Raw genomic sequence first — 26,436 nt, 5'->3', positions numbered from 1 at the left:
CCCGGCGGGCGGCATCAGGCCGGAACCGGCTCGCCTTCAGCGTGGCGGTGCTTCTCGGGCAGATAGGCCAGCAGCATTTCGCGGACCAGCGTGGGGCTCTTGGAGTCGCGGATCATCAGGATGCCGTCGATGATCAGCGTGCGGTTGGTCTCTTCGTCCAGGAGCTTGCCATGCAGCTTGTCGGCGATCGGGGTACAGAACAGGTTGGCGACCAGCGCGCCATAGAGAGTCGCGAGCAGCGCGGTCGCCATGAACGGCCCGAGCTTTGACGGATCGGTCATGTTGGCGAACATCTGCACCATGCCGATCAGCGTGCCGACCATGCCGAAGGCCGGGGCGCAGTCACCGATGGCGCGGTAGATCTTGCTGCCTTCGTCCAGATGCATCAAGAAATTGTCGCGGTCGCGCTCGAGATTGTCGCGAATGAAATCGAGGTCGTAGCCGTCGGCGACGTAGCGGATGCCCTTGGCGAGGAACGGCTCGTCGGTCTCGACCTTTTCCAGTCCCACCGGGCCCTGCTTGCGGGCGATCTCGGCGATGCGGGCGAGTTCGTCGACCAGATCGTGCGCCGACAGACGGCTCATCGTGAAGGCAAACTTGGCGCCGAGCGGCAGGCCGTGGATCAGCGTCGAGAGCGGAAAGCGGATCATGGTCGCAGCCGTCGAGCCGCCGAAGATGATGATCATCGCATGCTCGGAAACGAACATGTGGAGATCGCCGCCCAGCAGCATCATCGTCGCGATGACGACAATGCCCGCCACGAGCCCGATGCTCGTCATGATATCCATGGGAGACTCCAACGCGAACGCAACAACGGCCGTCCTGGCCGATGGCGCGGCCCAACCCCGAACCGCATCGGAAACCCTAGTGAGCCGCGATTAAAGACGCGTAAAGGTTAAGTTGAGCCGACGCGCCTCGCGGCCGCAGCGCGCCGAAAGGCGCCGGCTTTTGCCGACTGCCGACAGGGATTTCAACATTTCGCTAACCATAGGGCGTCGCGCGTACCCAGCACTCAAGGCCGTGCGCGTGCCCTTCGGCTGCGGCCCTGCGCCACATCGGGGGCCACCGATCAATTGGTATTCTGGACCGGGCCGGCACCTCATGGCGGAAGGCATCGCAATGGTGACGCTGTTCAGTCTTCTCACCGCGCTTCCCGCAGTGCTGGCGCTCCACATGCTCGAACCCGAGCTCGTGCTGCCGGCCTTCAGCGTGCTGCTCTTTATCGAGGCAGCCCTGGCCGTGATCGCAGCGCGCCTGATTCACATCCCGGACAATGGGGACGATGTCACCCTGTGGGATCTTGCCGGCGGCTTCACCTTGATCGGATGCGCTGCCGCGGTGTTCGGCGAGCCGGATCAGGCCGCCCTGTTCCTGACAGAACAGAGCAGCCTGCGAGCGACGTCGCAGCCATAGATCGTTCCGGTCCCGCCGTTAGTGGATCTCCGCCGAGCGCTTCAGTGCGGCCTTCAGCTTCTCCAGCGAGAAGTCGGGGCTGCGGGCGATCTCGAGGATCGGCGTCTCGCGGCGGCCGCAGAGCTCGGCGGCCTCGGGCAGCTTTGCGGCGATATCGTGCGGAATCACGATGGCACCATGCTGGTCGGCATGGATCAGGTCGTCCGACTTCACGGTCATGCCGGCGACTCGCACTTCGCCGCCAAAGCTCTCGGCATGCACCCAGGCATGCGACGGGCCGATCGAGCCGGCCAGTGCCTGGAAGCCCGGCGCCCATTGCGGAATGTCGCGGATCGAGCCGTCGGTGATGACGCCGAGACAACCGAGCGCCTTGTGCACGTTGCTCTGCACCTCGCCCCAGAACGCGCCGTAGCCGACGTCGGGACCGTCGATGTCCTGGATCACCGAGATGCGCGGACCGTGGCCGGTCCCGACATATTCGTAATATGCGATGCGGCGCTTGGACTGCTCTTCCGGCGGCAGCGAATTTTTCAGCACCGAGCGGATCGCGACCGTACGGGCGTAGCCGACGATCGGCGGCAGATCGGGGAATGGGCAGACCAGTGGCTTGGTGGTGTAGCCGATCAGCCGGCGCTCGGGCGCCACGATCTCCATGGCATTGCAGATTGTCGGGGTGTCATAGCGGCCCAGCGCTTCAATGACGGAAGCGGGCAGCGGCCCGGTCGCGGTATCAGTCACGGCGTTCTCTCCCAGATTGGCGGCCGCTGTTGGCGCGGTGCCGCCGGCACCAGGCGATATAGCCGAGATCGGGTCTCAACCCAACTCAGAGCGCCTCATGGCAGATATCCAAGTCTTGGTGCTCTTGGTAATCAGCGCCTTGCCGTTCAGTGCAGCCGGTCGGGCCGGTCGTCGTCGCGCGGCGGCTCCGACAGGTTTGTCAGCGTCGGTGCCGACGGCGGCGACGGGACCTCCCCGCCGGCGGGCGCGGTGGTTTCCAACGCGCGCGCCTGGTCGCGATAGGATTTGTAGCCGAGCGGTAAAGCGAGGAGATACAGCACCGTGCCGATCGACAGCACGTGCCAGGGATAGGCGATCAGGATCGCGATGAAGACGATCACCGCGACGAACGCAGGCAGCACCAGTTCGGGCGGCACGCGCATGCGCTTGGTCTTGCCGGAGAACACCGGCAGGCGCGACACCATCAGGAAGGCGATCAGCAGCGTATAAGCAGCCGTTACCGCCGCAGGCAGCCGGCCGAGATCGAGGAACGCGACATAGATCGGCAGCAGCACCGTGATCGCGCCGGCCGGCGCCGGCACGCCGGTGAAGAAATTCGCGGCAAAGGCCGGCTTGTTGGGATCGTCCATGGTGGCATTGAAGCGCGCCAGCCTGAGGCCACCGGAGATCGCGAACACCATGGCGGCGATCCAGCCGGCATTGCCGAGTTCGTGCAGCTGCCAGAAATAAAGCATCAGGCCGGGCGCGACGCCGAAATTGACGAAGTCGGCGAGGCTGTCGAGTTCGGCGCCGAACTTGGACTGCCCCTTGATCATGCGCGCGATGCGGCCGTCGATGCCGTCGAGTGCCGCCGCGAACACGATGGCGTAGACCGCGAGCGACATCCGCCCCTCGATCGAGAGCCGGATCGAGGTCAGGCCGGCGCAGATCGCCAGCAGCGTGATGACGTTGGGCACCAGCATGCGCACCGGGATCGGGCGGAACCGCCGCCGGCGCACGTCAGGATCTCTGGAGTCGTAGGGCGTCATGGCTCGTCCTCACCTTGGGGCGAGATATAGCAAGCCGCGTTCCCCTCCGCCATTGCGGCGGAAGGCCCCTCAGGCCGGCTTATTGGTTAATTGGCGCGGTAGGCGCGACTCGGGTCGTCTCCGGCGAGATCGGCCAAAATCGTCTCGCCGGCGATCGCGGTCTGGCCTTCCGAGACCAGCGCCTTGGTGCCCAGCGGCAGATAGACGTCGAGCCGCGAGCCGAAGCGGATCAGACCGAAGCGCTCACCGGCGCCGATCGCCTGCCCCTCTTTGACGAAGCAGACGATGCGCTTGGCGACCAGGCCTGCGATCTGGATCACGCCGATCCGCGCCGTCGGCGTCGTGATCACCAGCGAATTGCGCTCATTGTCCTCGCTCGCCTTGTCCAGCTCGGCATTGATGAACAGGCCGGGCCGGTAGGCGATACGGTCCACCCTGCCCGCGATCGGGCTGCGGTTCACATGGCAGTTGAACACGCTCATGAACACCGAGACGCGCGGTAGCGGCCGGTCGCCGAGCCCGAGTTCGGCCGGCGGCAGCGCCATGGTGATCATCGAGACGCGGCCGTCGGCCGGCGACACCACGAGCCCCTCGCGCACCGGGGTCACGCGCACCGGGTCGCGGAAGAACAGCGCGCACCACACGGTCAAGATGGTGCCGATCCACCCCAATGGCGACCACAACCAGAACAGGATGAGGCTTGCCAGCGCAAAGCCGCCGATGAAGGGGTAACCCTCCTTGTGGATCGGCGGGATCTGACGCTGGATCGAATCGAGAATGGACATCGCTATCTGCCGCTCAGGGTTGATGGCGCAGGTCGTCCCGCGCGGTGGTGTTGTTTAGGCCAGAGTTGGGACCGGAGACAAGGTCACTCCGCCGCCGCAGGCGTCGTCAGGACATCGGCAACCGGCGGTGGCTCCCGGTTGGGCGCCTCCCCGGAATCGGCCATCCTGGCCAGTTTCTCGCGGGCCGCCTCGGCCTCGCGCTGCCTGTTCCACATGCTGGCGTAAAGTCCCCCCTCCGCGAGCAGTTTTGCGTGGGTGCCGCGTTCAGCGATGCGGCCCTGGTCCAGCACGATGATCTCGTCGGCGCCGACGATGGTCGAGAGCCGATGGGCGATCACCAGCGAGGTTCGGTTCTTCGCCACGCGCTCGAGCGCGCCCTGGATTTCATGCTCGGTGTGGGTGTCCAGTGCGGAGGTCGCCTCGTCCAGCACCAGGATCGGCGGCGCCTTCAACACGGTGCGCGCGATCGCGACGCGCTGTTTTTCGCCACCGGACAGTTTCAGGCCGCGCTCGCCGACCTGAGTCTCGTAACCCTTCGGCGCCATCCGGATGAAACGATCGATCTGCGCCAGCTGCGCCGCCTGCTCGACCTCGGCATCGCTGGCGTCCCAGCGACCATAGCGGATGTTGTAGCGGATGGTGTCGTTGAACAGCACGGTGTCCTGCGGCACCATGCCGATGGACGCGCGCAAGCTCGCCTGCGTGACTTCGCGAATGTCTTGGCCGTCGATCAGGATCTTGCCGCCGGAGATGTCGTAGAGGCGAAACAAAAGGCGCGAGATGGTCGACTTGCCCGCACCTGACGGGCCGACGATCGCGACCGTCTTGCCGGCCGGCACCTCGAAGCTGATGCCCTTCAGAATCGGGCGCGCAGGCTCATAGGCAAAGCGCACGTCCTCGAAACGCACATTCCCCGCGGAGACCACCAGCGGCTTCGCGCCCGGCACGTCCTTGATCTCGGCCTCGCGCCCCAGCACGTTGAACATCTTCTCGATGTCGATGATCGCCTGCTTGATCTCGCGATAAACCATGCCCATGAAGTTCAAGGGCTGGTAGAGCTGGATCATCATGGCGTTGACCAGCACGAAATCGCCAACCGTATTGGTGCCGTTGCGCACGCCGATCGCGCACATCAGCATGGTCGCGGTCAGCCCCAGCGTGAAGATCACGGCCTGCCCGGTGTTGAGCACGGCAAGCGAAGTATAAGCCTGCACGCTCGACTCCTCGTAACGCGCGACCGATCGGTCGTAGCGCTGCGACTCACGGGTCTCGGCGCTGAAATATTTGACGGTCTCATAGTTGAGCAGCGAGTCGATCGCCTTGGTGTTCGCCTCGGTGTCGGCATCGTTCATCTTGCGGCGGATGCCGATCCGCCACTCGGTCGCGATGTAGGTATAGTACATGTAGACCGCGACAGTGACGAGGGTCGCGAGCACGTAGCGCCAATCGAATTGCCACAGCAGCACGGCCATCAGCAGCGAGACCTCGACGATGGTCGGGATCAGCTGCAGGATCACCATGCGCACGATGACCTCGATGCCCTCGCGGCCGCGCTCGAGCACACGCGTCAGGCCGCCGGTCTTGCGCTCCAGGTGGAAGCGCAGCGACAGCTCGTGCATGTGGATGAAGGTGATGGTCGCGAGCTTGCGCACCGCGTGCATGGCAACGCGCGCGAAAATGCCGTCGCGCCACTGCGTCAGCACCGCCATCACGATGCGCATCACGCCGTAGCTGGCGGTCAGCAGCAGCGGCGAGGCGATCACCCAGAGGTGCCAATTGTCGGCCTGCACCGGCGCCGTGTTGGCGCCGGTCAGCGCGTCGGTCGCCCATTTGAAGCTGAAAGGAACCGTCAGCGTGATTAGCTTGGCGGCGAGCAGCAGGACCATCGACCAGACTACGCGCATCTTCAGGTCGAAACGGTCGCCCGGCCAGATATAAGGCCACAGATGCGCCAGCGTGCCCATCAGCGTGGCCCGCTCCAGCGGCCCTCCGGCGGGATCAGGAACGTTGGGGCCGGCGGGCGATTGAGCTTGGTCCATCAAGAAGCCTGAAAAGCCCGCGGGATCGGGCTGCGTTGCCATTAAGGATTTTCGTTTGTCATATAGAGCCTTACCGATGCCCATGCACCCCGCCAGATGGCGAATCTTCGATTGTTCGCCGTCGTTTACCGGTAGATTTCCGGAAGTCCCGAATCACCGATTGGGCTTGACGCCTCTTCGCTGCAATGCATCATGGCACCAATGAGCACGATCAAAACCGTCTGTGTCTATTGCGGCTCCGGCCCAGGAACCAATCCCCGTTTCACCGAAGGCGCCAAGGCCTTCGGCAAGGCGCTCGCCGAGAACAACATCCGCCTCGTCTACGGCGGCGGCTCGCTCGGCCTGATGGGCTCGGTCGCGACCTCCGTGCTCGATCACGGCGGCACCGTCACCGGCATCATTCCCGAATTCCTCCGGAAGCGCGAGAACGCGCTGACCCGCGTGCAGGAGATGATCGTCACTCCCGACATGCACGAGCGCAAGCGGCTGATGTTCGAGCGTTCCGACGCCTTCGTGGCGCTGCCGGGCGGCGTCGGCACGCTGGAGGAGCTGGTGGAGCAGCTGACCTGGAAACAGCTGGGCCGTCACGCCAAGCCGGTGCTGCTGGCCAACATCGATAATTTCTGGGAGCCGCTGTTCTCGCTGCTGTCGCACATGCGCCAGACCGAGTTCATCCGCGCCGGCCTCTCGGTCGACATCCTCAAGGCCGATCGCATCGAGGAGATCTTGCCGAAGCTGAAGGCCGCCGTGGCACAGCTCGCTGACGCGGAAAAGCAGCTCGCCCCGGAAGTCGCGCGCAAGCTTTAGTCCGCGGGAAACGTCACCGCCTCGATCCGGTTGCCATCGGGGTCGACGACGAAAGCAGCGTAATAACGCACGCGATCGTGCGGGCGGATACCCGGCGCGCCGTCGGACGCTCCGCCGGCGGACAGCGCTGCAGCGTGAAATGCATCGACCTCGGCGGTCGTCCTGGCCCGCAGGCAAATATGCACGCCGCTCTCCGGCGTGACGTGCGGCACGCTCTCGCGCAGATTGATCCAGAACTCCGGATAGGCCTTGCCGAAGCCGACCGTCCGCGGTCGCGTGACGAGGCGAGCGAGACCGAGCGCGGCGAGTGTCGCCTCGTAAAATGTCGCCGAGCGTTGGAGATCGCTGACGCCGACGGAGATGTGGTCGATCATGGGCCGCGCTTCCTCTCTCCTCCTCGTCATTGCGAGCGTAGCGAAGCAATCCAGACTGCGTCCGCGGAGAGATTCTGGATTGCTTCGCTGCGCTCGCAATGACGGCGATCGTGGCGGCGCCGTTGCCTACGCCGGCGCCCCCGACTTCACCAGCTTGTAGATCACCGAATCCATCAAAGCCTGGAACGAGGCGTCGATGATGTTGGGGGAAACCCCGACCGTGGTCCAGCTGTCGCCGTTCTCGTCCTCGCTCTCGATCAGGACGCGCGTGACCGCGCCGGTGCCGCCGTTGAGGATACGCACGCGATAGTCGATCAGCGTCAGGCCTTCGATATATTTCTGGTACTTGCCGAGATCTTTTCGCAAAGCAACGTCGAGCGCGTTGACGGGACCGTTGCCTTCGGCCGCCGAGATCAGATGCTCGCCGGCGACGTCGACCTTGACCACCGCCAGCGCCACGGTGACGCGCTCGCCATGCGAATTGTAACGCTGCTCGACATTGACGTCGAACTGCTCGACCTCGAAATAATGCGGCACCTTGCCGAGCGTGCGCCGCGCCAGCAGCTCGAACGAGGCATTGGCGGATTCGTAGGCGTAGCCTTGCGCCTCCCGCTCCTTCAACTCCTCGACCAGCCGCGACAGCTTCGGATCGCTCTTCTCATAGGCGATGCCGGCGCGGTCGAGCTCTGCAATGACATTGGAGCGGCCGGCCTGGTCGGACACCAACACCTTGCGGTGATTGCCGACCAGCTCCGGCAAGACATGCTCGTAGGTCTGCGGATCCTTCAGCACCGCGGAGGCATGGATGCCGGTCTTGGTGACGAAGGCGCTCTCGCCGACATAGGATGCATGCCGGTTCGGCACGCGGTTGAGCATGTCGTCGAGCGTGCGCGACACCTTGACCAGGGTTGCGAGCTTCTCTGCCGTGACGCCGATCTCGAAGGCGTCGGCAAACGCGGCCTTCAGCTTCAAGGTCGGGATCAGCGAGCAGAGATTGGCATTGCCGCAGCGCTCGCCGAGGCCGTTCAGCGTACCCTGGATCTGCCGCGCCCCGGCGCGCACCGCGGCGAGCGAATTCGCCACCGCCTGCTCGGTATCGTTATGGGCGTGGATGCCGAGATGATCGCCGGGGATGTGCTTCGTCACCTCGGTGACGATGGCCTCGACCTCATCAGGCATGGTGCCGCCGTTGGTGTCGCACAGCACCACCCAGCGCGCGCCGGCTTCATAGGCGGCTTTCGCGCAGGCGAGCGCGAAACTGGAATCTTCCTTGTAACCGTCGAAGAAATGCTCGCAGTCGAGCATCACCTCGCGGCCGGCGGCCTTGGCTGCTGCGACGCTGTCGCGGATCGAGGCGAGGTTCTCCTCCTTCGTCGTCTCGAGCGCAACGCGCACCTGATAGGCCGACGCCTTCGCCACGAAGCAGATCGCGTCGGCTTTGGCTTCCAGCAGCCCGGCCACACCAGGATCGTTGGAGACCGAGCGCCCCGCCCGGCGCGTCATGCCGAACGCAGTGAAGCGCGCATGCGCGAGCTTCGGCTTGGTGCCGAAAAACTCGGTGTCGGTCGGATTGGCGCCGGGATAGCCGCCCTCGACATAGTCGATGCCGAGTTCATCGAGCATCGCCGCGATGACTTGCTTGTCCTTCAGCGTGAAATCGACGCCATTGGTCTGCGCGCCGTCACGCAGCGTGGTGTCGAACAGATAGAGACGCTCCTTGCTCATTGCAGGGCTCCCGACGCGGGTCCGCTGCCGAGCGTCTTCTGCATGGTGGTGTTGGCCAGCCACTCGTCGTTCACGGTGATGCTGTTGCGCTGCATGGCGACATAGCCGCGCTTGGCGAAAAAGCCCTGCGCGTTGTCGCTGGCATCGACCGTCAGCTTGTCGGCGCCGCGGCCGCCCGCAAGCTTTTCCAGCGCATCGACCAGCATCGTCGCGAGGCCCTGCCCGGCCACGGCCGGATGCACATAGAGCATGCGGATATGATCCTTGCCGCGCAACGACGCAAAGCCCACCGGCGATCCCTCCAACGTTGCGATCAGCGTCAGGTCGGAGGCGAGTCGATTGCCGAACTCTTCGCTTTCCGCAGCCGCCATCCAGGCCTGCTGCTGCGCCTCGTTATAGTCGTCGCCGGTCAGCTCTTCGATGCTGGCCGTGAAGATCGCGGCGAGAACCGGCACGTCCTCGGGCAGGAAAGGCCGCAAGCCAGGCTTTGGGAGTGCTTGTGCCATCGTCTTCACCACATCCCATAGAGTTTCAGCGCCAGCGCCACGGCGGCAGCAAGCAGCAGGATTTTCAGCGCGATGTAATAGAACCAGTGCCGCGGAAACGGCGTGTCGGGCCGCTTCATCGTGCGACCTCCCACGTCGTCCCTGCCTTGGAGTCTTTGATCGCAACGCCCATCGCGGCAAGCAGATCGCGGATACGATCGGACTCCGCAAAGTCCTTGCGTGCACGCGCCGCCGTCCGCTCCGAGAGCAGGCGCTCGACTTCCTTGGCATCGACGCCGCTCGCCTGCTGCTTGCGTCCTTCCCACTGCGCAGCACTCTCGGAGAGAAAGCCGAGCAGCCGCAACGAACCCGCGAGGGCACCAACATCGCTGCCGCGCAGGCCATGCAGCGCCGCAATCGCCAGCGGCGTGTTGAGGTCGTCGAGCAGCGGCTCGACCACTGACGGGGCGGGCTTGCCGGGCGCGACGTCAGCCGCAACCCGATACCAGTCGTCGAGCGTCTTGGCGCTCTCCTCCAGCGACTTCATCGTCCAGTCGATCGGCGAGCGGTAATGCGTCTTGAGCATATTCAGGCGCAGCACTTCGCCCGGCCAGTCCGCGAGCAGCTCGTGAATCGTGACGAAGTTGCCGAGCGACTTCGACATCTTCTCGCTTTCGACCTGCAGGAAGCCATTGTGCATCCAGTAGTTCGCCATGCGCTCCCGGTGGAAGGCGCAGCAGGTCTGCGCGACTTCGTTCTCGTGATGCGGAAACACGAGATCGATGCCGCCGCCATGGATGTCGAAGTACTCGCCGAGATGCTTCCAGGCCATCGCCGAGCACTCGACGTGCCAGCCCGGGCGCCCCTGCGCGGCGATGCCGGCCGGTGACGGCCATGACGGCTCGCCGGGCTTGGACGGCTTCCACAGCACGAAGTCGGTGTTGCCCTTCTTGTAGGGCGCGATATCGACGCGGGCGCCGGCGACCATCTCGTCCAGCGAACGATTGGACAGCGCGCCATAGCGCGGCAGCCCGGAATCGGCCGCGTTCATCGCCTGCGGCGAGAACAGCACGTGATCCTCGGCAACGTAGGCAAAGCCGCCGGCAACCAGCCGTTCGATGATCTCGCGCATCTCGCCGATGTGTTCGGTCGCACGCGGCTCCACGCTCGGCCGCAGTGCGCCGAGTGCGTCGACGTCGGCGTGAAACTGCTTGCCGGTCTGCTCGGTGACTTTCCGGATCGCCTCGTTCAGCGGCAGGCCGGGGAAATCACGCGCGGCGCGGTCGTTGATCTTGTCGTCGACGTCGGTGATGTTGCGGACATATTTGACGTGGGCCGCACCATAGAGATGGCGCAGCAGTCGGAACAGCACGTCGAACACGATCACCGGCCGGGCGTTGCCGATATGGGCGAAGTCGTAGACGGTCGGTCCGCAGACATACATGCGGACGTCCTTCGCATCGAGCGGCACGAAGATGCGCTTGTCCCGGCTCAGCGTATCGTAAAGGCGCAATTCCATAAGGATACCCGTCGGCTGTTGGCCGGGCGTCCAGTGCTCTCAATGGTTTTGAGAAAAGACGGCTCCAGCCAGCGAATCGCTAGCTCGTAATCTCGCGGCAAATGGCGCAAATGACGAGGAGACCGTTCATGGCGGAACATATGGGCTATGAGGCGGCCCCGCGTCAAGAGAGCCGCGAAAATGCCGTTCTATCTCCGCAATGCGCAGCTGCCACGCATAGATGGTTCATCATCCTTAACCATTTGAGCCCATTCTAGAACTGGCAGTTCCCATTTTTTTGCCCCCGGTGTTTTCATGCGATCATTGCTCGCTCTCATTTCCTGCGCCTCCATCCTTGCCGCATCCAGCGCTCTCGCCGAGACCCGCGTCTTCATCATCCCCAACCAGGCGGACGGCTACGGCGTCGACCAGTGTCTGGCCAAGAGCGACAAATGCGGCGCGCAGGTCGCCCGCACCTACTGCCAGTCACGCGATTTTGCCCAGGCTTCGGCCTATCGCCGGGTCGATCCCGACGAAATTACCGGCTCTGTCCCCAAATCCGGCGCAAACTGCTCCCATGGCCATTGCGACGAATATGTCGCAATCACCTGCCAGCGCTGAATTCGCTCGGAACTGGCGTACTTTAGGCCCAATCGCTGGCCTCTGAAACGACGTGACGATGCCGCAGGAAGCGGCTATGGGAGGGCGCGCTTCGGCCCCCCACATCACGCGTGGCCGTGACCTCGCTAGAATGGCGGATATGCCTGAATTTTTGTCTCTCTCCCGTGCTCGCTCGATCCTTGCCTGCGCCGTGCTCTTGAGCACGGTCGTGCTCGCCAATGGTGCGTACGCACAGGCCGGCCCGCCGGGACCGCCGCCTCAGCCCGGCCAGAACGGGCTCGGCCCCAACCCGATGTGCGCGCGCCTGGAAGGCCAGCTCGCCGGTCTCGATCGTGGCGGCGGCGGTGGTGATCCCGCGCGCGAAGACCAGATCCGCCGCTATCAGGAATCCCAGACCAAGCAGCAGGCCGAGCTCGACCGCGTCACCATGCAGGCCAAGCGCATGGGTTGCGATTCCTCCGGCTTCTTCTCGCTGTTCAGCGGCCAGTCGGCGCAATGCGGTCCGGTCAACACCCAGATCCAGCAGATGCGCGCCAATCTGGACCAGATCACCGGCAATCTCGAACGTCTGCGCGGCGGCGGCCCCGGCGGCTTCAGCCCCGAGCGCGACAACCAGCGCCGCTCGGTGCTGGCGGCGCTGGCACAGAACAATTGCGGGGCGCAATATGCCAACGCCGCGCAGTCGCAGGGCGGCGGCAACTTCCTGAGCAATCTGTTCGGCGGCAACAACCCCAACAATCCGCAAGGCGTGCCGCCTTCCGATCTCGGCCCGCAATCAGGCACCTATCGCACCGTGTGCGTGCGCACCTGCGACGGCGCTTACTTCCCGGTCTCGTTTGCGACCGTGCCGGCACGCTTCCCCGACGACGAGAAGACCTGCAAGGCGCTGTGCCCGGCCGCCGAAGCCGTGCTCTACACCCATCGCAATCCCGGGGAAGACATGAACTCCGCGGTCTCCACCAGCGGCCAGCCCTACACGGCGCTGCCGACCGCGTTCAAATTCCGCAGCGAGTTCAACCCGTCCTGCTCCTGCAAGGCCGCGGGCCAGACCTGGGCCGACGCGCTCAAATCCGCCGACGACAAGGCGTCAGCCGAGCAGCAGGGTGACATCATCGTCACCGAGGAGAGCGCCAAGAAGATGCAGCAGCGGCAGCTCAACAAGGGCACGCCTGCCGCCAATGGCAAGAAGGGTGCGGCTCCGGCGACGACGACTGCTGGCGCCCCGGCAGCGACGCCGCCGGCGGAAACGGGCACCCCTGCGACGCCTTCCGAGAACAAGCCGATCCGTTCGGTCGGCCCGAGCTTCCTGCCGCAACAGCAGAAGTAGGTCGCCACGCACAACTGTCATGCCCCGCGCAGGCGGGGCATGACAGTACTCCGTGTCATCACTTGTTTTCGACAACGCCCGCCGCGGCGTACTGGATCACCCGCCTTCGCGGATGATGACACTGGGATGCGTGGTGACAGCGTCTCTCAACAAGCGCGCCAGCCTCACCCCTCGAACGCGTCGATCGAGGCTTTGCTCCCACGCGACACCAGCGTCTCGTCGGGGGCGGCCAGCTGCTCGCCCCTGTCGCGAAAACGGTTGGTGATGGGATAGCGGCGGTCGCGGCCGAAATTCCTGGCCGTGACCTTGACGCCGGGCGCCGCCTGGCGGCGCTTGTATTCGGCGACGTTGAGGAGATGGTCGATGCGGGTCACCGTCTCGCGGTCGAAGCCGGCGGTGATGATCGTGTCGAGCGGCTCTTCGCGCTCGATCAGACGCTCCAGGATGCTATCGAGCACGTCGTAAGGCGGCAACGAATCCTGGTCGGCCTGGTTCTCGCGCAGCTCCGCGGTCGGCGGACGCGTGATGATGTCGGGCGGGATCACCTCGCCGGCCGGCCCCAGCGCCCCGTCGGGCTTCCACGAATTTCGCAAGCTTGCCAGCCGAAACACCTGCGTCTTGTAGATGTCCTTGATCGGATTGAAGCCGCCGTTCATGTCGCCGTACAGCGTGGCGTAGCCGACCGACATTTCCGACTTGTTGCCGGTGGTCACCACCATCAGGCCGGTCTTGTTGGAGATCGCCATCAGCAGCGTGCCGCGGGTCCGGGCCTGGAGATTTTCCTCGGTGACATCGGGCGGTAGATTCTTGAAGACGCCGGACAGGATGGTCTCGAACCCGTTGACCGCTTCCGCGATCGGCAGCACCTCATAGCGGATGCCGAGATGGCCGGCGAGCTCGCCGGCGTCCGCAATCGAGCTTGCCGCAGTGTAGCGATAAGGCAGCATCACGCCGTGCACCTGATCGGCACCCAGCGCATCGACCGCAATCGCTGCGCAGAGAGCAGAGTCGATGCCGCCGGAAATCCCGAGCAGAACGCCGGGAAAGCCATTCTTGGCGACGTAGTCCCGCAGACCCAGCACGCAGGCGGCGTAGTCGGCGTGGTCACCCTCGGGCTGCGCGGCGATCGGACCGGTGCAGCGCCAATCGTCGCCGTTCCTCGTGAACCGCAGTGTGGTGACGCTCTCCGCGAACGCCGGCAATTGCGCCGCGAGCGAAAGGTCGCCATTGAGCGCGAAGGAAGCACCGTCGAACACCAGCTCGTCCTGGCCGCAAACCTGGTTGAGATAGACCAGCGGCAGGCCGCTCTCGGTGACGCGCGCAACCGCGACCGACAAACGCACGTCGGCCTTGTTGCGGGCGTAAGGAGATCCGTTCGGCACAAGGATGATCTCGGCGCCGGTCTCGGCCAGCGTCTCGACCACGTTCTCGTAGTCTTCGGACTCCTCCAGCCAGATGTCCTCGCAGATCGGCACACCGATGCGCACGCCGCGCACGGTGACGGGGCCGGACGCAGGGCCACGCGAAAACAGCCGCTTCTCGTCGAACACGCCGTAATTCGGCAGATTGCATTTGAAGCGCAAGCCAGCGATACGGCCGCCGTCGAGCAGCGCGCAGGCATTGTAGAGCCTGCCCTCCTCGATCCAGGGCGTGCCGATCAGCATGGCCGGCCCGCCATCGGCGGTCTCGCGCGCCAACGCTTCGATCGCAGCGCGGCAGGCGGCCTGAAAGGAAGGCTTCTGCACGAGATCTTCCGGCGGGTAACCGGCGATGAACAATTCCGGAAACAGCACGAGATCGGCCCCGTCGGCGGCGGCCTGCACGCGCGCCGCGCGCGCTTTCACGGCATTGCCCTCGATGTCGCCCATGGTCGGATTGAGCTGGGCCAGTGTGACCGCGAATGCGTTGAGACGTTCGGTCATGGCCACCGCGCTCCGATCAGAGCATGATCCGGAAAAGTGTGAAGCGGTTTTCCGAAAAGATCATGCTCAAAACAACAACCTAAAGCGCGATCAGCGCTCTAGAGAAATCCCAATCGCTCGATGATGGCGATGATCCAGAACGCGCCGGCCATCAGGAGCGCAACACCGACCGCGGCCGACCCCATGTCCTTGACCCGTCCGATCTGCTTGTCGTGATCCATGGTCAGCCGGTCGGCAAGCTTCTCGATCGCAGTATTGAGCAGCTCGACTACCAGCACGAACGCGACCGCGCAGATCAGCTCGACCGCGCGCATCGCGGTCGCGCCGACGAACCACGCAAGCGGCAACGACAAGAGGAGCGCAACGATCTCCTCGCGGACGGCCTGCTCCGAGCGGAACGCAAAGGCCAGACCGTTACGGGAATTGATCGTGGCCTTCCAGATTCGCAGCAAGGTCTCAGAGCCCCGCTGCGGCCGGCATCGGCCTGACCTTGCCGGCACGTTCCTGCTTGAGCAGTTCTGCGACCAAGAAAGCCATGTCGATGGATTGCTCGGCGTTGAGCCGGGGATCACAGACCGTGTGATAGCGGTCGTTGAGATCCTCGTCGGTGATCGCACGGGCGCCGCCGAGGCACTCGGTGACGTCCTGGCCGGTCATCTCCAGATGCACGCCGCCGGCATGGGTGCCTTCCGCGGCGTGGATCGCGAAGAACGACTTCACCTCGGACAGGATGCGGTCGAACGGCCGCGTCTTGTAGCCCGACGTCGAGGTGATGGTGTTGCCGTGCATGGGATCGCACGACCAGACCACCACTTTGCCCTCGCGCTTCACGGCGCGGATCATGTTCGGCAGGTGCTCGCCGATCTTGTCGGAGCCGAAGCGGCCGATCAGCGTCAGCCGGCCCGGCTCGTTGTCGGGATTGAGCACGTCGATCAGCTTCAGCAGCTCGTCTGGCTTGAGCGACGGGCCGCATTTGAGCCCGATCGGATTCTTGATGCCGCGGAAATATTCGATATGGCCGTGGTCGAGCTGGCGGGTGCGGTCGCCGATCCAGATCATGTGGCCCGAGGTCGCGTACCAGTCGCCAGTCGTGGAATCGACGCGGGTCATGGCCTGCTCGTAGCCGAGCAGCAGGGCCTCGTGGCTGGTGTAGAAATCGGTGGCGCGCAGCTCGGGATGGGCCTCGAGATCGAGGCCGCAGGCGCGCATGAAATTGAGCGCATCGGAGATGCGGTCGGCCAATTCCTTGTAGCGGCGGGACTGCGGACTATCCTTGAGGAAGCCGAGCATCCACTGATGCACGCTGCCGAGATTGGCGTAGCCGCCGGTGGCGAACGCACGCAGCAGGTTCAGCGTCGCGGCCGACTGGCGATAGGCCATCAGTTGACGCTGCGGATCAGGGACGCGCGCTTGCTTGGTGAAGGCGATGTCGTTGACGATGTCGCCGCGATAGCTCGGCAGCTCGACACCGTCGATCTTCTCCATCGGCGAGGACCGGGGTTTTGCGAACTGGCCGGCGACGCGCCCGACCTTCACCACCGGGACGGCGCCGGCATAGGTCAGCACCACCGCCATCTGAAGCAGCACGCGAAAGAAGTCGCGGATGTTGTTGGCGCCGTGCTCGGCAAAGCTCTCGGCGCAGTCGCCGCCCTGCAGCAGGAAGGCCTCACCGGCCGCGACCCGCGCTAAGGCCTTCTTCAGATTGCGCGCCTCGCCCGCGAACACCAGCGGCGGAAAGGTCGCAAGCTGCGCCTCGACGTCGGCCAAGGCCTTGGCGTCGGGATAATCGGGCACCTGTAGCACCGGCTTGCTGCGCCAGGACTCGGGCGTCCACCGCTCGGACATCGCAATCTCTCCGTGAAGCAAAAAGCACAACCTGATCTGTGCATGGGTTGCGAGGGTCGCCTTATACACAGGCTGGCCACCGGCCGCCAGTTGTAAATCCGTCTGGCACTGCAAAGCCTTGCGGGGAAAGCCAAATTCGCATTTGCTGGGAACGGCTTGGAAATTGGCAAAATACCTTCGGCCCATGGACGTGGCACTGGACGACGTTTTCATCGACGAGATCAGCTTCCCGGCGACCGACGGGTATGCGCTGACCGGCACGCTATTCCTGCCGCGCGGCACCAAACGTCATGCCGTGTTGGTCAATTCGGCGACCGCCGTCCCGCGAAAAATCTATCGCGGCTTTGCCTCCTATCTCGCCCATCGCGGCTGCGCGGTCCTGACCTACGACTATCGCGGCATCGGCGACTCCCGGCTGCCGGCCATGGTCGGCTACAACCAGCCGAAATCTCTGGTCGGCTTCAAGGCTTCGATGTCGGACTGGGCCGCGCTCGACGTCACCGCCGCAGTGCACTGGATGCGCGAGCGCTACAATACCCTGCCCTTGGCCTATGTCGGGCATTCCTTCGGCGGCCAGGCCCTAGGGCTGATCGCGAACAACACGGACATTTCGCGCGCCGCGTTCGTGGCCTCGCAGGCGGCGACCTGGCGGCTGATGACGTCGCCGGAAAAATACCGCGTCTTCGCCTTCATGAATTTTGTCGGCGTGCCGCTCGTCCACGCGCTCGGTTACGCACCGGGCTGGGCCGGCATCGGCGAGGATTTGCCCAAGGGCGTCTTCCTGCAATGGGCCGAGTGGGTCTCGAGCCCCCGTTATCTCTTCGATTCAAAGCTGCCGGCGCTGGAGAATTTCGCCAGGTTCAAGGGTGAGTTGCGCACACTCTGCTTCTCCGACGATCCCTGGGCAACGCGGCCCGCGGTCGAGCTGCTTGCGAGCGGATTCACCGCGATCAAGCCGGAGGTGCTCAACGTGAAGCCGTCCGACGTCGGCGCCAAGGCGATCGGCCATTTCGGCTTCTTCCGCCCCGACCACCGCGACACATTGTGGCGCGGCGTCGCGGAATGGATCCAGGGAGAGTAGACGGCGCTTACCGGAGGATCGTGGTCAGCGACGAATAGCGCTTGTTCGGCTTGGCTTGGCCCGCCGCGAATTGCGCAAACGCCTCGCTGACGCGGACGGCCGGCGGTGTATCGCCGGCGAAACGAAACTCCTTCGGCCGCGGCGCGTAGAAGCTGGCGCTGTAATAGGCGTCGTCGAAGCGCGCCTCGCCGATCCCGAACATTGCGTCGCACGCGAACAGAAGTGCGTAGACTCCCGCGACCGCGACGACGACCTCCCTGAGAACTGACATGCTGATGCCCCACCCTGTTGCAGGCAGAATGCACGCCGGTTCCAAAGCCGGGGTTTAAGGCCGCATGGTTCTTGTCCGCAGGGTTTGCCGTCGCTGAGCGGAATGCAGACAATTTTATCGATCTTGAAAAAAGAGCCCGCCTGCACGGGTGGTCAGGCGGGCTCCAGGCTTGGCCGCTCGGGAGGTATCAAACGGCCAGATTCATCCAGACAGCCTTGGGCTCCGTGAAATTGTCGAGCGCGGCGGTGCCGTGCTCGCGGCCGAGGCCGGAGTCGCGCTCGCCGCCCCAGGGCAGGCGCACGTCGGTATAGCCATAGGTGTTCATCCAGACCGTGCCCGCGCGCGCCCGCTTGGCAAAGCGCTGCAGCTTGCCGATGTCGCGGCTCCAGACGCCGGCGGCGAGGCTGTAAGCCGTGCCGTTGGCAATCCGCAAAGCGTCGGCCTCGTCCTTGAACTTGATGACGCTGACGACGGGACCAAAGATCTCCTCCTGCGAGATTCGCATCTCGTGGGCGACATTCGCGAACACGGCGGGGCTGATGAAGTAGCCGCGATCGCCCACCTTCTCGCCACCGGTGACGAGGGTCGCTCCCTCCTTCCGGCCGATGTCGACATAGTCGAGCACCGACTTCATCTGCTTTTCGGATATGACGGGGCCGAGCGTCGTCCTGCGGTCGAGCGGGTCGCCGATCCTGAGTGACTTTGCGCGCGCCGCCAGTCGCTCGACGACCTCGTCATAGGCCTTCTCCTGCACCAGCACGCGAGAGCCGGCCGAGCAGACCTGGCCAGCATTGAAGAAGATGCCGGAAGCGGCAGCTTTCGATGCAGCTTCGAGATCGGCATCGTCGAAAATGACGTTGGCCGACTTGCCGCCCAGCTCGAGCGAGACGCGCTTGAAGTTGCTTGCGGCGCCCTTCATGATACCCCGCCCCACACCGGGAGAGCCGGTGAAGGTGACCTTGTCGACATCGGGGTGATTGACCAGCGCGTCGCCTACGACGCGGCCGGGGCCAGTGACGACATTGAAGACGCCCGCCGGCAGGCCGGCCTCAAGCGCGAGCTCGGCGATGCGCAGCGCCGACAGCGAGGTCAGCTCAGCCGGCTTCATCACGATGGTGCAGCCGCAGGCCAGCGCCGGCGCGAGCTTCCACATCCCGATCATCAGCGGGAAATTCCAGGGCACGATCGCCGCGACCACGCCGACCGGCTCGCGCACGGTGTAGGTCAGGGCATCATCCCGCACGGGCACGACGTCGCCGCTGATCTTGTCGGCCCAACCGGCGTAGTAGATCAGCGTGTCGACCGCGGCCGGAAAATCCTGCCGCGATGTCGCGGTGATCGGCTTGCCCGCATCGATCGACTCGAGTTCGATGATCTCCTCGGCGTGAGCCTTGAGCAGATCTGCCCAGCGCAGCAGGATCTGGCCGCGCTCGGACGCCCGCATCGTGCGCCAGGGGCCTTCGAAAGCCCGGCGCGCGGCCGCGACGGCATGCTCGACGTCGGTCTCGTTGCCTTCGGCGACGACGGCGATGACCTGCCCGGTGGCCGGATTGAGCGACTTGAAGGTGCGTCCGGAGCCCGCGGGGATGCGGCGGCCGTCGATCAGCAGATGCTGTGGCCGGGACATGAACTCAGTGGCCGGCGAGTGTGCAAAGTCATATGCAACAGACATCATATTTCCTCCAGTTCTGGTATGCCAGACTAGGCGTCGATTGGCCGGAGTAAATATGATATGGACTGCAAATGGACGGCTACCATATGAAGTACAGTTCATAAGGATACCAATGCTTCAGATCGAGATCGAGACCGTCTGGCGGTTTCGCCGCGCGGGCAATCCGCGCACCGCCATCATCATGCTCGGCGTCCTCAACGAGATCAGGAGAACCGGGAAGATCACCAGCGCGGCGAAGGACGCGCATCTCTCCTATCGTCACGTCTGGAATCTGATCGAGCAATGGTCGGAGTTCTTCGGCACGCCGCTGGTGGAAACCCAGCGCGGCAAGGGCTCGAAACTCACGCCGTTCGGCGAGCGACTGGTGTGGGCTGGCGAGCGCATGCAGGCCCGGCTCGGACCTCAGCTGGAGAATCTGGCGCAAGAGCTGGCGAGCGAGATCAAGCCGTTCCTCGAGCAGCGCCCGTCCGTGATCCGCGTGCATGCCAGCCACGGCTTTGCGGTCGCAAAACTGCGCGAATTCCTCGACCGCGAGCCGGGCATCGGCGTCGATCTGCGCTATGTCAGCAACCAGCATTCGCTGGTCTCGCTGGCGCAGGGGGCCTGCGATCTCTCCGGCCTGCACCTGCCGCACGGCGCGCTACGCGCCCAGGGCATCAAGGCTGCGCGCGAATGGCTCGATCCGCGCGAGGATCGCATCATCAGCTTCGTCACACGCGAAATGGGATTGATGGTCGCGCGCGGCAATCCGCTGCGCATCTCTTCGCTTGATGATCTCACCGGACCAAAAGTCCGCTTCGTCAACCGCGACCACGATTCCGGCACGCGGCTTCTGTTCGACCAACTGCTCGCGGCAAGCGGAATTGACGAGAGCCGCATCAACGGCGCGCAACAGATCGAATTCACCCACGCCGCGGTCGCAGCCTATGTCGCGAGCGGCATGGCTGATGCGAGTTTCGGCGTCGAAGCCGCCGCCCGGCATTTCGGCCTCGATTTCATCCGGCTCCTGACCGAGGATTATTTCTTCGTCTGCAAGCGCGCGTTCCTGGACACCGGGCCGATGCAGCGCATCCTGGAGATCATCCGCAGCGCCGATTTTCGCGCGGCTGTCGCGACGCTACCCGGCTATGTGCCGTCGGACACGGGCACCGTCACCGGCGTGAAGGCGTTTCTGGAGATGCATGCCGTGCGATGATGCCGAAGGATGCCGTCGCCTTGTCCGGGCCGGTCAGATCGCCGGCTCGTCCTTCAGCGCCGACAGGACCCGCTCGCCCTGCGCGGTCAGGCGATACGTCACCAGCGGACGGCTCGACGGCGGCTTTCGCGCGAGCTCGACGATGTAGCCGCGCACCATCAGGGCTTCGAAGCTGCCGTAATAGCCGAACATGCTGATCTGGTTCTGCCTGAGCAGCTTGAACTCGCGTAAGAGACGGATCTCGTTGCCCGACAGCAGCGACCGGCGCACGCGCTGAACGAACCGCGCGCGCTGCTCGAACCAGGCCTGGTCCGGCAGTTCGTGCGAGGCCGGTGCCGGGGCCCGTTCGCAGGGACGCGCGTCCTGCGCAATCTCGACCGTCAGCTGCGGCAGGCAGGGCATGCTGCTGCTGACAACCGCGTCCTTCGCGACGTCGAGCAACGCGAGCGGCCAGCGCCGCTTGTTGTCCACCATGACAGGCGCAGGCACGACGTTGTCGCGCACCAGCTGCTCGAAGCGTCCGGCGGTCACGCCGACATAGGCCGCCGCGCGACGGCGATCGACCAGGCCGGTCTCCCGCGCGACCTCGCAAACAATGTTCTCGTCCACCCCGGATCCCCTGGCGCCTCGTTGCGCATGGCATGACGGTCCGGCGGGACCGGCCAAGCCGGCTGCGAACCTAGGCGGCAGGAGCGTGCTCGAAAAGCACAGAGTTTCGTACATGTTGATGCCGTTTCGGCAACAGCTATAGTCCAGCCGGAGGTCCCATGCGCTTTCACTCACCGGCCATCCAGTACTTCCACGCCGTCCGCCGCACCGGCTCGATCCGCGCCGCTGCGCGCCTGTTGAACGTTGCCTCGTCGGCCGTAAGCCGTCAGATTCTCAAGCTTGAACAAGAGGTTGGGTCACCATTGTTCGAGCGCAATGCGCGCGGCCTGACACTGACGACCGTCGGGGAGATGCTGGCCCGGCACGTCATGAACGTGCTCCAGGACCTCGACCGGTTCCGCTCGGACGTCGCGTCCCTGTCGGGGACCTGGCACGGCACCGTCAGCATTGCCTGCATCGAGTCGCTCACGGAGTCGGTGCTGCCCGACCTGATCGCCTCCCATCGCGGCCGGGCCCGGCGCGTCAGCTTCACCACCGAGGTGAAGGGATCGTCGGATGTGCTGGAGGCCCTGAGCCGCGGCGAGGCCGACATCGGCATCGCCATGGCGCTTCGCCATCCGCCGGATCTGCGCCAGGTCGCCTTGAAACGGTTTCGCCTCGGCGCGGTCGTGGCGGGCGATCATCCGCTGGCGCGCGGCAAGACGGTCACGCTGACCCAATGTCTCGCCTTTCCCGTCATCCACGCGCTGCCGGAGCTGTCGATCTACCATCTGCTCCAGCCGCTGATCGCGCAGCTGTCCGAGACGCCGGAGCCGGCGATCCAGGCCAACTCGATCGACCTGATGCGCGAGCTCGCCGCGCGCGGCGTCGGCGTCGCGTTCCAGACCCAGCTCGGCATCGGAAGGCTGTCACGCGACAGCCGGCTCGTCTTCCTGCCGCTCGACAATGCCGGCAGCCCGGTATGGTCCGACCTCGGCATCTACGTTCGCGCCGAGCGCACCCTGCCCGCTTACACGGAATCCTTCCTCCAGGAGCTGGTGCGCGAATTGGGCGAGCGCGAGCGGCGGGAAAATGCGGCCTATCCGCAAGTTGCGCGATGAAGCGTCGCAGTAGTCTCCCGGAATAGGGCCGATGGTCGACCATCTGGTACCCTTTGCATTCAGCGGCTCATCCCTCACGCCAGGATCCCGAAATGCCGCTATGTCGGCTGAAGCCTTCGCGAGTCCTCGGCATCGAGCGTTTCTCGGACTTCGGCGAATTTCGCGCCAACGAGGTGCTCGGCCTCAGCACCAGCACGCCGCTCCGTCCGCGGGAATTCTCGCTGTCGCGCGCCATCCTGCCACTTCAGGACGGGCTCTTGGTGCTCCAACGTTCCTTTGCGCGGCTGCTTGAGGCCGAGATCGGTACGGACAACGGCGTCGGCCTCGTTGTCCCCTTCACCTTTCATTCCATAGCCAATGGCCGCGAGGTCGATAGTTCAACGATTGCCGTCATGCGCGGCAAAGCCCCCGTCAACGCGATCGAGCATCATCCCAACACTTACCTGATGCTGCGCTTCAATTCTGACATGCGTCATCGCGGCTGGACCGATTTCGACACGGGCCTCGCATATGTTCGCGCGCAGGACGATCCGATGACGCGCTTGCGCACCGCCATCCTGGAGATGTTCTCGCTGGCCTCGGCGTGCAACGATCCCCGGCAGTTCGAGGGGCTCAACCGACCGATCCAGGAGACGCTGCTCGCCTGTCTCGACGACGCCCTGGCGCCGGCAGGCGGGCTGGCCGCGCCACACGGATCGCTCGCCAAGCACCGCAAGCTGATCGCGCGCCTCGACGAAATGGTCGTGTGGTCCGGCAGCAGGGCACTCTACAGTGACGACCTCGCCTCTGCGCTCGGCGTATCGGTGCGTACGCTCCAGACCGCCGCGCATGCAGTGCACGGCGTAAGCCTGCACCACTATCTGCGTCTCAAGCGGCTGTGGTCCGCCCGCATCCAGCTCATGGTCGGAGGCGGCGGCATGAGCGTCAAGGCCGCAGCACTCGGCAACGGCTTCTGGCATCTTGGTGACTTCTCGCGCGGCTACAGATTGGCGTTCGGCGAGACACCCTCCGAGACGCTGGCGCGGGGCCGACGTCCCTGAGCGCGGCTTTCGGCCTTTGAAAGGCCGTCGGTCACGCTCAGCCGTGGCCGGCTCCCTTGCGCTGGCCGCTATCGCTGAGGCGGTCGACCCAGGCGATGCCGATCGCGGAGATGATGAAGGTCAGGTGGATGAGCACCTGCCACATCACGCCGCTCTCGGTGAAATTGCTGCGCGTCGTGCCGAGATTGCCCGCCTCGATGAAGGTCCGCAGCAGCGAGATCGAGGAGATGCCGATGATCGCCATCGCAAGCTTGATCTTGAGCACGCTGGCATTGACGTGGCTAAGCCATTCCGGCTCGTCCGGATGACCGCTGAGGTTCAGGCGCGAGACGAAGGTCTCGTAACCGCCGACGATCACCATCACCAGCAGGTTCGAGATCATCACGACGTCGATCAGCCCGAGCACGACCAGCATGATCTGCTGCTCGCTGGCGTCGAACGAGTGCACGACCAGGTGCCAGAGCTCCTTCAGGAACAGCAGCACATAGACGGCCTGCGCGACGATCAGGCCGACATAAAGCGGAACCTGCAGCCAGCGCGAGCCAAAGATGAGCTGGGCGAACGCGCCGATTTGCGGCGCCGGCACGGAAACCGCCGAAGGTGCTTTGGGTTCGGACGTCATTGATTACTCCGGATGATGGACAGGCACGTTGCCTCAGAGACTCGCGATCACAGGCGCGAGCTCGAGCGACCCGCGATAGATCATCTCGAAGGCGACGTAAACGATGATGGCGAGGCCGACATAGCCGATCCAGCGCTGCTTCTGGAGCACGCGGCCGAGCAAATCGGCGGCGACGCCCATCAGCGCGACCGACAATAACAGGCCGAAGGCGAGGATGTAGGGATGCTCGCGCGCGGCGCCCGCGACCGCGAGCACGTTGTCGAGCGACATCGAGACGTCGGCGGCGACGATCTGCACGGCCGCCTGCCTGAAGGTCTTTCGGGAGGCAGAAGCAGCGCTTCCGCCGCCGCCATGGCTGAACGCAAGCTCGTTCGCATGCGCGGCCTGCTCGCGCAGCTCCCGCCACATCTTCCAGCACACCCAGAGCAGCAACACGCCGCCGGCGAGCAACAGCCCGATCACTTGCAGAAGCTGGGTCGCGACGCCGGCAAAGACGATGCGCAGGGCGGTGGCGGCAATGATGCCGACGACGATGGCGCGCCGGCGCTGCTCTGCCGGGAGGCCGGCTGCGGCAAGGCCGATGACGACGGCGTTGTCGCCGGCGAGCACGAGGTCGATCAGGACGACCTGAAGCAGCGCGGTCAGCGCTTCGGTGGTGATGAATTCAGTCATGATTGATCATTTTTCGGTGCGGACGGATCGAGCCATTGCGGCTTCTTCCGCTCGACCCAATCGAGAACCTTGCCGCGCGAGGAGCGCAGCGCGGGCACGTCTTCCGCGAGCAAAGCGAGGCCGAGCGGGAGCATCCAGACGCCGAGCACCGGCAGAAAGGAGAGCACGCCGCCGACAATGAGCAGCGCGCCCGAAGGGATTCTCACCCAGCGGCTGGACGGCTTGAGCAGATAGGTGACGGTGTCGCCCATGCGCGGCGGCAGGCGGCGGACGAGCTTGTCGAGGCGCGGGTCGCCGCCGGCCATCTGGCCGGCGGCGCCCGCAGTCCCTGTCTTATCCTCGTCCGAAACTGCGCTCATGCTTACTCCTCGGCGGCGATGCGCTGTTCGGCGCGCACTGCACGCGGCGCCACCTGCTTTGCGCGCGGCAGCACCAGCGTCAGCAGGCGCAACAGCTTGATCGCCTGCACTTCGTGGGGATGCACGTCCTCGTCCGCGGCCGCGACACGCTCCGACAGTTCGATGAGGTGAGACGACAGCGGCAGGTCCGAAACCGGGCGCAAATGGTCGATCACCACATTGGCGAAATCCGGCTCCTCAAGTCGTTCGGCAAGCTCGTCGAACATCGCGTAGAGCCGGTCGTCCGGGATGTGCGGTGCCAGCTTGCGATCCCGGATGAACCGGACGACCTCGTCCCGTTCGACCGGCGAAACTTGGCGGTCGGCAACCGCAACCAGCGCGCCGACGATCACCAGCGCCACCGCAGCCTGCTCGTTCAGGCTGGACGGCTCGGTGATCTCGATTGCGATCGGATTTGAATGCTTGGCGTCAGACATCGTTGCTCCCTTATCTTGCGAAATGACCGCACGGAGCTGCGATGGGGACGATTGGGTCGGAGAGACTCTCAAGAAGGCCCGACGATCGGCCGATCCATCGCATTCGCGCGGGACAGGTCATCCGACATCACGAGGTTTTGCCGACAGCGTCGGCGTCCTCGCCAGAGGGGCCCGGATTCTTGTTCCTTCCACACATAAAGGTGGGGCCGTCGGAATCAAGGCGACGAGACTGCGACCAGCCGCCGCATCGGGTTCCGTGTATTACCCCACCCGCTCGACAAGATGCGCCCGCGAGGGCGACGGCTCGAACTTGTCGCCGAAATACTGCGTCTCGTGCGCCACCAGGCCGTCGCGGAATTCCATGATGCTCACCACGTAAGACGGCACCCCGTCATAGGTCAGCACGAATTCGCTCACCCAGAGATCGTTGCCGCCGACGATTCGCCGAACCGTGAAGCGCTTCTTGTTCGGCTGCACGAACCGGCTCTGCTGGATGTTGCTGCGACCGCGGAGGCGCTCGCCGGATTGCGGATAGTCGAGCACCGCGTCCTCGCGATAGATGTCGTGCTCGGCCTCGAAATCGTTCGCATCCGAAGCGTCCCAATGGCGCTGGAGCGCGGCCAGCTTGCCCTGATCATCCATCGTGATCTCCCGTGTTCCCGACTGCGTTCTCGTTACGCCATTTCAGATCGGCGTGCAGGCCGCCGGTGACAAGACTTGCTCGCAACCTCT

Annotated in this window: 28 protein-coding genes; 8 read left to right on the top strand and 20 right to left on the bottom strand. The window is 64.7% G+C overall.

The annotated features are described in order from the left end of the window. Positions 1-14: 14 nt before the first annotated feature. Positions 15-788: a motility protein A gene (locus C7G41_RS13485; RefSeq protein WP_018459340.1), complete on the bottom strand. Its 774-nt coding sequence runs from the start codon at positions 786-788 to the stop codon at positions 15-17. A gap of 313 nt (positions 789-1,101) precedes the next feature. On the opposite strand from C7G41_RS13485, the gene C7G41_RS13480 reads away from it, so the two are divergent. Beyond that, entirely contained in the window at positions 1,102-1,413 is a 312-nt protein-coding gene (locus C7G41_RS13480; RefSeq protein ID WP_245446529.1) for a hypothetical protein, read from the top strand. Between the two features lie 18 nt (positions 1,414-1,431). Here C7G41_RS13480 and C7G41_RS13475 read toward each other — a convergent pair whose 3' ends face one another. The 4 genes from C7G41_RS13475 to C7G41_RS13460 form a co-directional block, all read right to left on the bottom strand. Next, positions 1,432-2,151 (bottom strand): RraA family protein, encoded by a 720-nt coding sequence (locus C7G41_RS13475; protein WP_106943055.1) that lies wholly within the window; start codon positions 2,149-2,151, stop codon positions 1,432-1,434. 146 nt (positions 2,152-2,297) lie between these two features. Beyond that, on the bottom strand, positions 2,298-3,179 hold the full coding sequence (locus tag C7G41_RS13470) for a phosphatidylcholine/phosphatidylserine synthase (protein ID WP_106943054.1): 882 nt from the start codon (positions 3,177-3,179) through the stop codon (positions 2,298-2,300). An 86-nt stretch (positions 3,180-3,265) separates the two neighbouring features. Further along, positions 3,266-3,970, bottom strand: coding sequence for a phosphatidylserine decarboxylase (locus tag C7G41_RS13465; protein WP_306768040.1), 705 nt, complete (start codon positions 3,968-3,970; stop codon positions 3,266-3,268). Positions 3,971-4,047: 77 nt separating this feature from the next. Further along, complete coding sequence (locus C7G41_RS13460; RefSeq protein ID WP_106943637.1) at positions 4,048-6,003, bottom strand: ABC transporter ATP-binding protein/permease; 1,956 nt, start codon at positions 6,001-6,003, stop codon at positions 4,048-4,050. Between the two features lie 201 nt (positions 6,004-6,204). Here C7G41_RS13460 and C7G41_RS13455 point away from each other — a divergent pair, with 201 nt between their 5' ends. After that, entirely contained in the window at positions 6,205-6,810 is a 606-nt protein-coding gene (locus C7G41_RS13455; RefSeq protein ID WP_007608828.1) for a TIGR00730 family Rossman fold protein, read from the top strand. On the opposite strand, the gene C7G41_RS13450 is transcribed toward C7G41_RS13455, so the two are convergent. The 4 genes from C7G41_RS13450 to cysS all read right to left on the bottom strand — a co-directional run bounded on the left by C7G41_RS13450 (position 6,807) and on the right by cysS (position 10,913). Then, positions 6,807-7,184, bottom strand: a complete 378-nt coding sequence (locus tag C7G41_RS13450; protein ID WP_106943052.1) for a VOC family protein — start codon at positions 7,182-7,184, stop codon at positions 6,807-6,809. The two genes, C7G41_RS13455 and C7G41_RS13450, sit on opposite strands and share 4 nt — an antisense overlap. Before the next feature lie 126 nt (positions 7,185-7,310). After that, positions 7,311-8,909, bottom strand: a complete 1,599-nt coding sequence (gene cimA, locus C7G41_RS13445) for a citramalate synthase (RefSeq protein ID WP_106943051.1) — start codon at positions 8,907-8,909, stop codon at positions 7,311-7,313. Then, positions 8,906-9,415, bottom strand: coding sequence for a GNAT family N-acetyltransferase (locus tag C7G41_RS13440; protein ID WP_199198355.1), 510 nt, complete (start codon positions 9,413-9,415; stop codon positions 8,906-8,908). The genes cimA and C7G41_RS13440 overlap by 4 nt, the downstream gene beginning before the upstream one ends. 115 nt (positions 9,416-9,530) lie before the next feature. Then, positions 9,531-10,913: a cysteine--tRNA ligase gene (gene cysS, locus C7G41_RS13435; RefSeq protein ID WP_106943049.1), complete on the bottom strand. Its 1,383-nt coding sequence runs from the start codon at positions 10,911-10,913 to the stop codon at positions 9,531-9,533. A gap of 294 nt (positions 10,914-11,207) precedes the next feature. Here cysS and C7G41_RS13430 point away from each other — a divergent pair, with 294 nt between their 5' ends. Together C7G41_RS13430 and C7G41_RS13425 are read left to right on the top strand one after the other, a co-directional pair. Beyond that, positions 11,208-11,513, top strand: a complete 306-nt coding sequence (locus C7G41_RS13430; protein WP_106943048.1) for a hypothetical protein — start codon at positions 11,208-11,210, stop codon at positions 11,511-11,513. 130 nt (positions 11,514-11,643) lie between these two features. Then, the gene (locus C7G41_RS13425) at positions 11,644-12,840 is read left to right on the top strand and encodes a DUF2865 domain-containing protein (RefSeq protein ID WP_106943047.1); all 1,197 of its coding nucleotides are present in this window, start codon (positions 11,644-11,646) and stop codon (positions 12,838-12,840) included. Positions 12,841-13,004: 164 nt separating this feature from the next. On the opposite strand, the gene C7G41_RS13420 is transcribed toward C7G41_RS13425, so the two are convergent. From C7G41_RS13420 to C7G41_RS13410, 3 genes are all read right to left on the bottom strand, one after another. Beyond that, positions 13,005-14,762 carry an NAD+ synthase gene (locus tag C7G41_RS13420; RefSeq protein ID WP_106943046.1) on the bottom strand — a complete coding sequence of 586 codons (1,758 nt, stop codon included), beginning with the start codon at positions 14,760-14,762 and terminating at the stop codon, positions 13,005-13,007. Between the two features lie 98 nt (positions 14,763-14,860). After that, the gene (locus C7G41_RS13415) at positions 14,861-15,214 is read right to left on the bottom strand and encodes a diacylglycerol kinase (RefSeq protein WP_018459355.1); all 354 of its coding nucleotides are present in this window, start codon (positions 15,212-15,214) and stop codon (positions 14,861-14,863) included. Positions 15,215-15,218: 4 nt separating this feature from the next. Next, a complete protein-coding gene (locus C7G41_RS13410) occupies positions 15,219-16,607 on the bottom strand; it encodes a class II 3-deoxy-7-phosphoheptulonate synthase (protein WP_106943045.1) in 1,389 nt (462 codons plus the stop codon). A 184-nt stretch (positions 16,608-16,791) separates the two neighbouring features. Between C7G41_RS13410 and C7G41_RS13405 the strand changes: the two genes are divergently transcribed. After that, the gene (locus C7G41_RS13405; protein WP_106943044.1) at positions 16,792-17,688 is read left to right on the top strand and encodes an alpha/beta fold hydrolase; all 897 of its coding nucleotides are present in this window, start codon (positions 16,792-16,794) and stop codon (positions 17,686-17,688) included. Between the two features lie 7 nt (positions 17,689-17,695). Here C7G41_RS13405 and C7G41_RS13400 read toward each other — a convergent pair whose 3' ends face one another. Together C7G41_RS13400 and C7G41_RS13395 are read right to left on the bottom strand one after the other, a co-directional pair. Beyond that, positions 17,696-17,959 carry a hypothetical protein gene (locus C7G41_RS13400; RefSeq protein WP_106943043.1) on the bottom strand — a complete coding sequence of 88 codons (264 nt, stop codon included), beginning with the start codon at positions 17,957-17,959 and terminating at the stop codon, positions 17,696-17,698. A gap of 187 nt (positions 17,960-18,146) precedes the next feature. Next, positions 18,147-19,631 carry an aldehyde dehydrogenase family protein gene (locus C7G41_RS13395; RefSeq protein WP_199198431.1) on the bottom strand — a complete coding sequence of 495 codons (1,485 nt, stop codon included), beginning with the start codon at positions 19,629-19,631 and terminating at the stop codon, positions 18,147-18,149. 112 nt (positions 19,632-19,743) lie between these two features. Here C7G41_RS13395 and C7G41_RS13390 point away from each other — a divergent pair, with 112 nt between their 5' ends. Next, complete coding sequence (locus C7G41_RS13390; RefSeq protein ID WP_106943041.1) at positions 19,744-20,826, top strand: substrate-binding domain-containing protein; 1,083 nt, start codon at positions 19,744-19,746, stop codon at positions 20,824-20,826. A gap of 33 nt (positions 20,827-20,859) precedes the next feature. Here C7G41_RS13390 and C7G41_RS13385 read toward each other — a convergent pair whose 3' ends face one another. After that, a complete protein-coding gene (locus C7G41_RS13385) occupies positions 20,860-21,435 on the bottom strand; it encodes a hypothetical protein (RefSeq protein ID WP_199198354.1) in 576 nt (191 codons plus the stop codon). 158 nt (positions 21,436-21,593) lie between these two features. On the opposite strand from C7G41_RS13385, the gene C7G41_RS13380 reads away from it, so the two are divergent. Both C7G41_RS13380 and C7G41_RS13375 read left to right on the top strand, forming a co-directional pair. Beyond that, positions 21,594-22,535, top strand: a complete 942-nt coding sequence (locus C7G41_RS13380; protein ID WP_106943039.1) for a LysR family transcriptional regulator — start codon at positions 21,594-21,596, stop codon at positions 22,533-22,535. Positions 22,536-22,627: 92 nt separating this feature from the next. Further along, positions 22,628-23,575 carry a helix-turn-helix domain-containing protein gene (locus C7G41_RS13375; RefSeq protein WP_106943038.1) on the top strand — a complete coding sequence of 316 codons (948 nt, stop codon included), beginning with the start codon at positions 22,628-22,630 and terminating at the stop codon, positions 23,573-23,575. 37 nt (positions 23,576-23,612) lie between these two features. Here C7G41_RS13375 and C7G41_RS13370 read toward each other — a convergent pair whose 3' ends face one another. From C7G41_RS13370 to C7G41_RS13350, 5 genes are all read right to left on the bottom strand, one after another. Next, positions 23,613-24,197: a TIGR00645 family protein gene (locus C7G41_RS13370; protein WP_106943037.1), complete on the bottom strand. Its 585-nt coding sequence runs from the start codon at positions 24,195-24,197 to the stop codon at positions 23,613-23,615. Positions 24,198-24,230: 33 nt separating this feature from the next. After that, a complete protein-coding gene (locus C7G41_RS13365) occupies positions 24,231-24,869 on the bottom strand; it encodes a TerC family protein (protein WP_106943036.1) in 639 nt (212 codons plus the stop codon). Then, positions 24,866-25,228: a hypothetical protein gene (locus C7G41_RS13360; protein ID WP_106943035.1), complete on the bottom strand. Its 363-nt coding sequence runs from the start codon at positions 25,226-25,228 to the stop codon at positions 24,866-24,868. The genes C7G41_RS13365 and C7G41_RS13360 overlap by 4 nt, the downstream gene beginning before the upstream one ends. Positions 25,229-25,230: 2 nt before the next feature. Then, on the bottom strand, positions 25,231-25,704 hold the full coding sequence (locus C7G41_RS13355; protein WP_106943034.1) for a TerB family tellurite resistance protein: 474 nt from the start codon (positions 25,702-25,704) through the stop codon (positions 25,231-25,233). A gap of 261 nt (positions 25,705-25,965) precedes the next feature. Next, positions 25,966-26,346 carry a nuclear transport factor 2 family protein gene (locus C7G41_RS13350; RefSeq protein ID WP_106943033.1) on the bottom strand — a complete coding sequence of 127 codons (381 nt, stop codon included), beginning with the start codon at positions 26,344-26,346 and terminating at the stop codon, positions 25,966-25,968. Between the last annotated feature and the right edge of the window lie 90 nt (positions 26,347-26,436).

The organism is Bradyrhizobium sp. MOS002 (assembly GCF_003020115.1).
In the GTDB taxonomy this organism is placed as follows: Bacteria; Pseudomonadota; Alphaproteobacteria; order Rhizobiales; family Xanthobacteraceae; genus Bradyrhizobium.
The sequence above is the reverse complement of the archived record's forward strand: the minus strand, read 5'-3'. Positions and strand labels throughout refer to the sequence as shown.

Excerpts from the sequence above, each read along its gene's own strand:
- C7G41_RS13485 (WP_018459340.1), bottom strand. The coding sequence starts at position 788 with ATGGATATCATGACGAGCATCGGGCTCGTGGCGGGCATTGTCGTCATC.
- C7G41_RS13480 (WP_245446529.1), top strand. The coding sequence starts at position 1,102 with ATGGCGGAAGGCATCGCAATGGTGACGCTGTTCAGTCTTCTCACCGCG.
- C7G41_RS13470 (WP_106943054.1), bottom strand. The coding sequence starts at position 3,179 with ATGACGCCCTACGACTCCAGAGATCCTGACGTGCGCCGGCGGCGGTTC.
- C7G41_RS13460 (WP_106943637.1), bottom strand. The coding sequence starts at position 6,003 with ATGGACCAAGCTCAATCGCCCGCCGGCCCCAACGTTCCTGATCCCGCC.
- C7G41_RS13455 (WP_007608828.1), top strand. The coding sequence starts at position 6,205 with ATGAGCACGATCAAAACCGTCTGTGTCTATTGCGGCTCCGGCCCAGGA.
- C7G41_RS13450 (WP_106943052.1), bottom strand. The coding sequence starts at position 7,184 with ATGATCGACCACATCTCCGTCGGCGTCAGCGATCTCCAACGCTCGGCG.
- cimA (WP_106943051.1), bottom strand. The coding sequence starts at position 8,909 with ATGAGCAAGGAGCGTCTCTATCTGTTCGACACCACGCTGCGTGACGGC.
- C7G41_RS13440 (WP_199198355.1), bottom strand. The coding sequence starts at position 9,415 with ATGGCACAAGCACTCCCAAAGCCTGGCTTGCGGCCTTTCCTGCCCGAG.
- cysS (WP_106943049.1), bottom strand. The coding sequence starts at position 10,913 with ATGGAATTGCGCCTTTACGATACGCTGAGCCGGGACAAGCGCATCTTC.
- C7G41_RS13430 (WP_106943048.1), top strand. The coding sequence starts at position 11,208 with ATGCGATCATTGCTCGCTCTCATTTCCTGCGCCTCCATCCTTGCCGCA.
- C7G41_RS13425 (WP_106943047.1), top strand. The coding sequence starts at position 11,644 with ATGGCGGATATGCCTGAATTTTTGTCTCTCTCCCGTGCTCGCTCGATC.
- C7G41_RS13420 (WP_106943046.1), bottom strand. The coding sequence starts at position 14,762 with ATGACCGAACGTCTCAACGCATTCGCGGTCACACTGGCCCAGCTCAAT.
- C7G41_RS13410 (WP_106943045.1), bottom strand. The coding sequence starts at position 16,607 with ATGTCCGAGCGGTGGACGCCCGAGTCCTGGCGCAGCAAGCCGGTGCTA.
- C7G41_RS13405 (WP_106943044.1), top strand. The coding sequence starts at position 16,792 with ATGGACGTGGCACTGGACGACGTTTTCATCGACGAGATCAGCTTCCCG.
- C7G41_RS13400 (WP_106943043.1), bottom strand. The coding sequence starts at position 17,959 with ATGTCAGTTCTCAGGGAGGTCGTCGTCGCGGTCGCGGGAGTCTACGCA.
- C7G41_RS13395 (WP_199198431.1), bottom strand. The coding sequence starts at position 19,631 with ATGTCTGTTGCATATGACTTTGCACACTCGCCGGCCACTGAGTTCATG.
- C7G41_RS13390 (WP_106943041.1), top strand. The coding sequence starts at position 19,744 with ATGCTTCAGATCGAGATCGAGACCGTCTGGCGGTTTCGCCGCGCGGGC.
- C7G41_RS13380 (WP_106943039.1), top strand. The coding sequence starts at position 21,594 with ATGCGCTTTCACTCACCGGCCATCCAGTACTTCCACGCCGTCCGCCGC.
- C7G41_RS13375 (WP_106943038.1), top strand. The coding sequence starts at position 22,628 with ATGCCGCTATGTCGGCTGAAGCCTTCGCGAGTCCTCGGCATCGAGCGT.
- C7G41_RS13370 (WP_106943037.1), bottom strand. The coding sequence starts at position 24,197 with ATGACGTCCGAACCCAAAGCACCTTCGGCGGTTTCCGTGCCGGCGCCG.
- C7G41_RS13365 (WP_106943036.1), bottom strand. The coding sequence starts at position 24,869 with ATGACTGAATTCATCACCACCGAAGCGCTGACCGCGCTGCTTCAGGTC.
- C7G41_RS13360 (WP_106943035.1), bottom strand. The coding sequence starts at position 25,228 with ATGAGCGCAGTTTCGGACGAGGATAAGACAGGGACTGCGGGCGCCGCC.
- C7G41_RS13355 (WP_106943034.1), bottom strand. The coding sequence starts at position 25,704 with ATGTCTGACGCCAAGCATTCAAATCCGATCGCAATCGAGATCACCGAG.
- C7G41_RS13350 (WP_106943033.1), bottom strand. The coding sequence starts at position 26,346 with ATGGATGATCAGGGCAAGCTGGCCGCGCTCCAGCGCCATTGGGACGCT.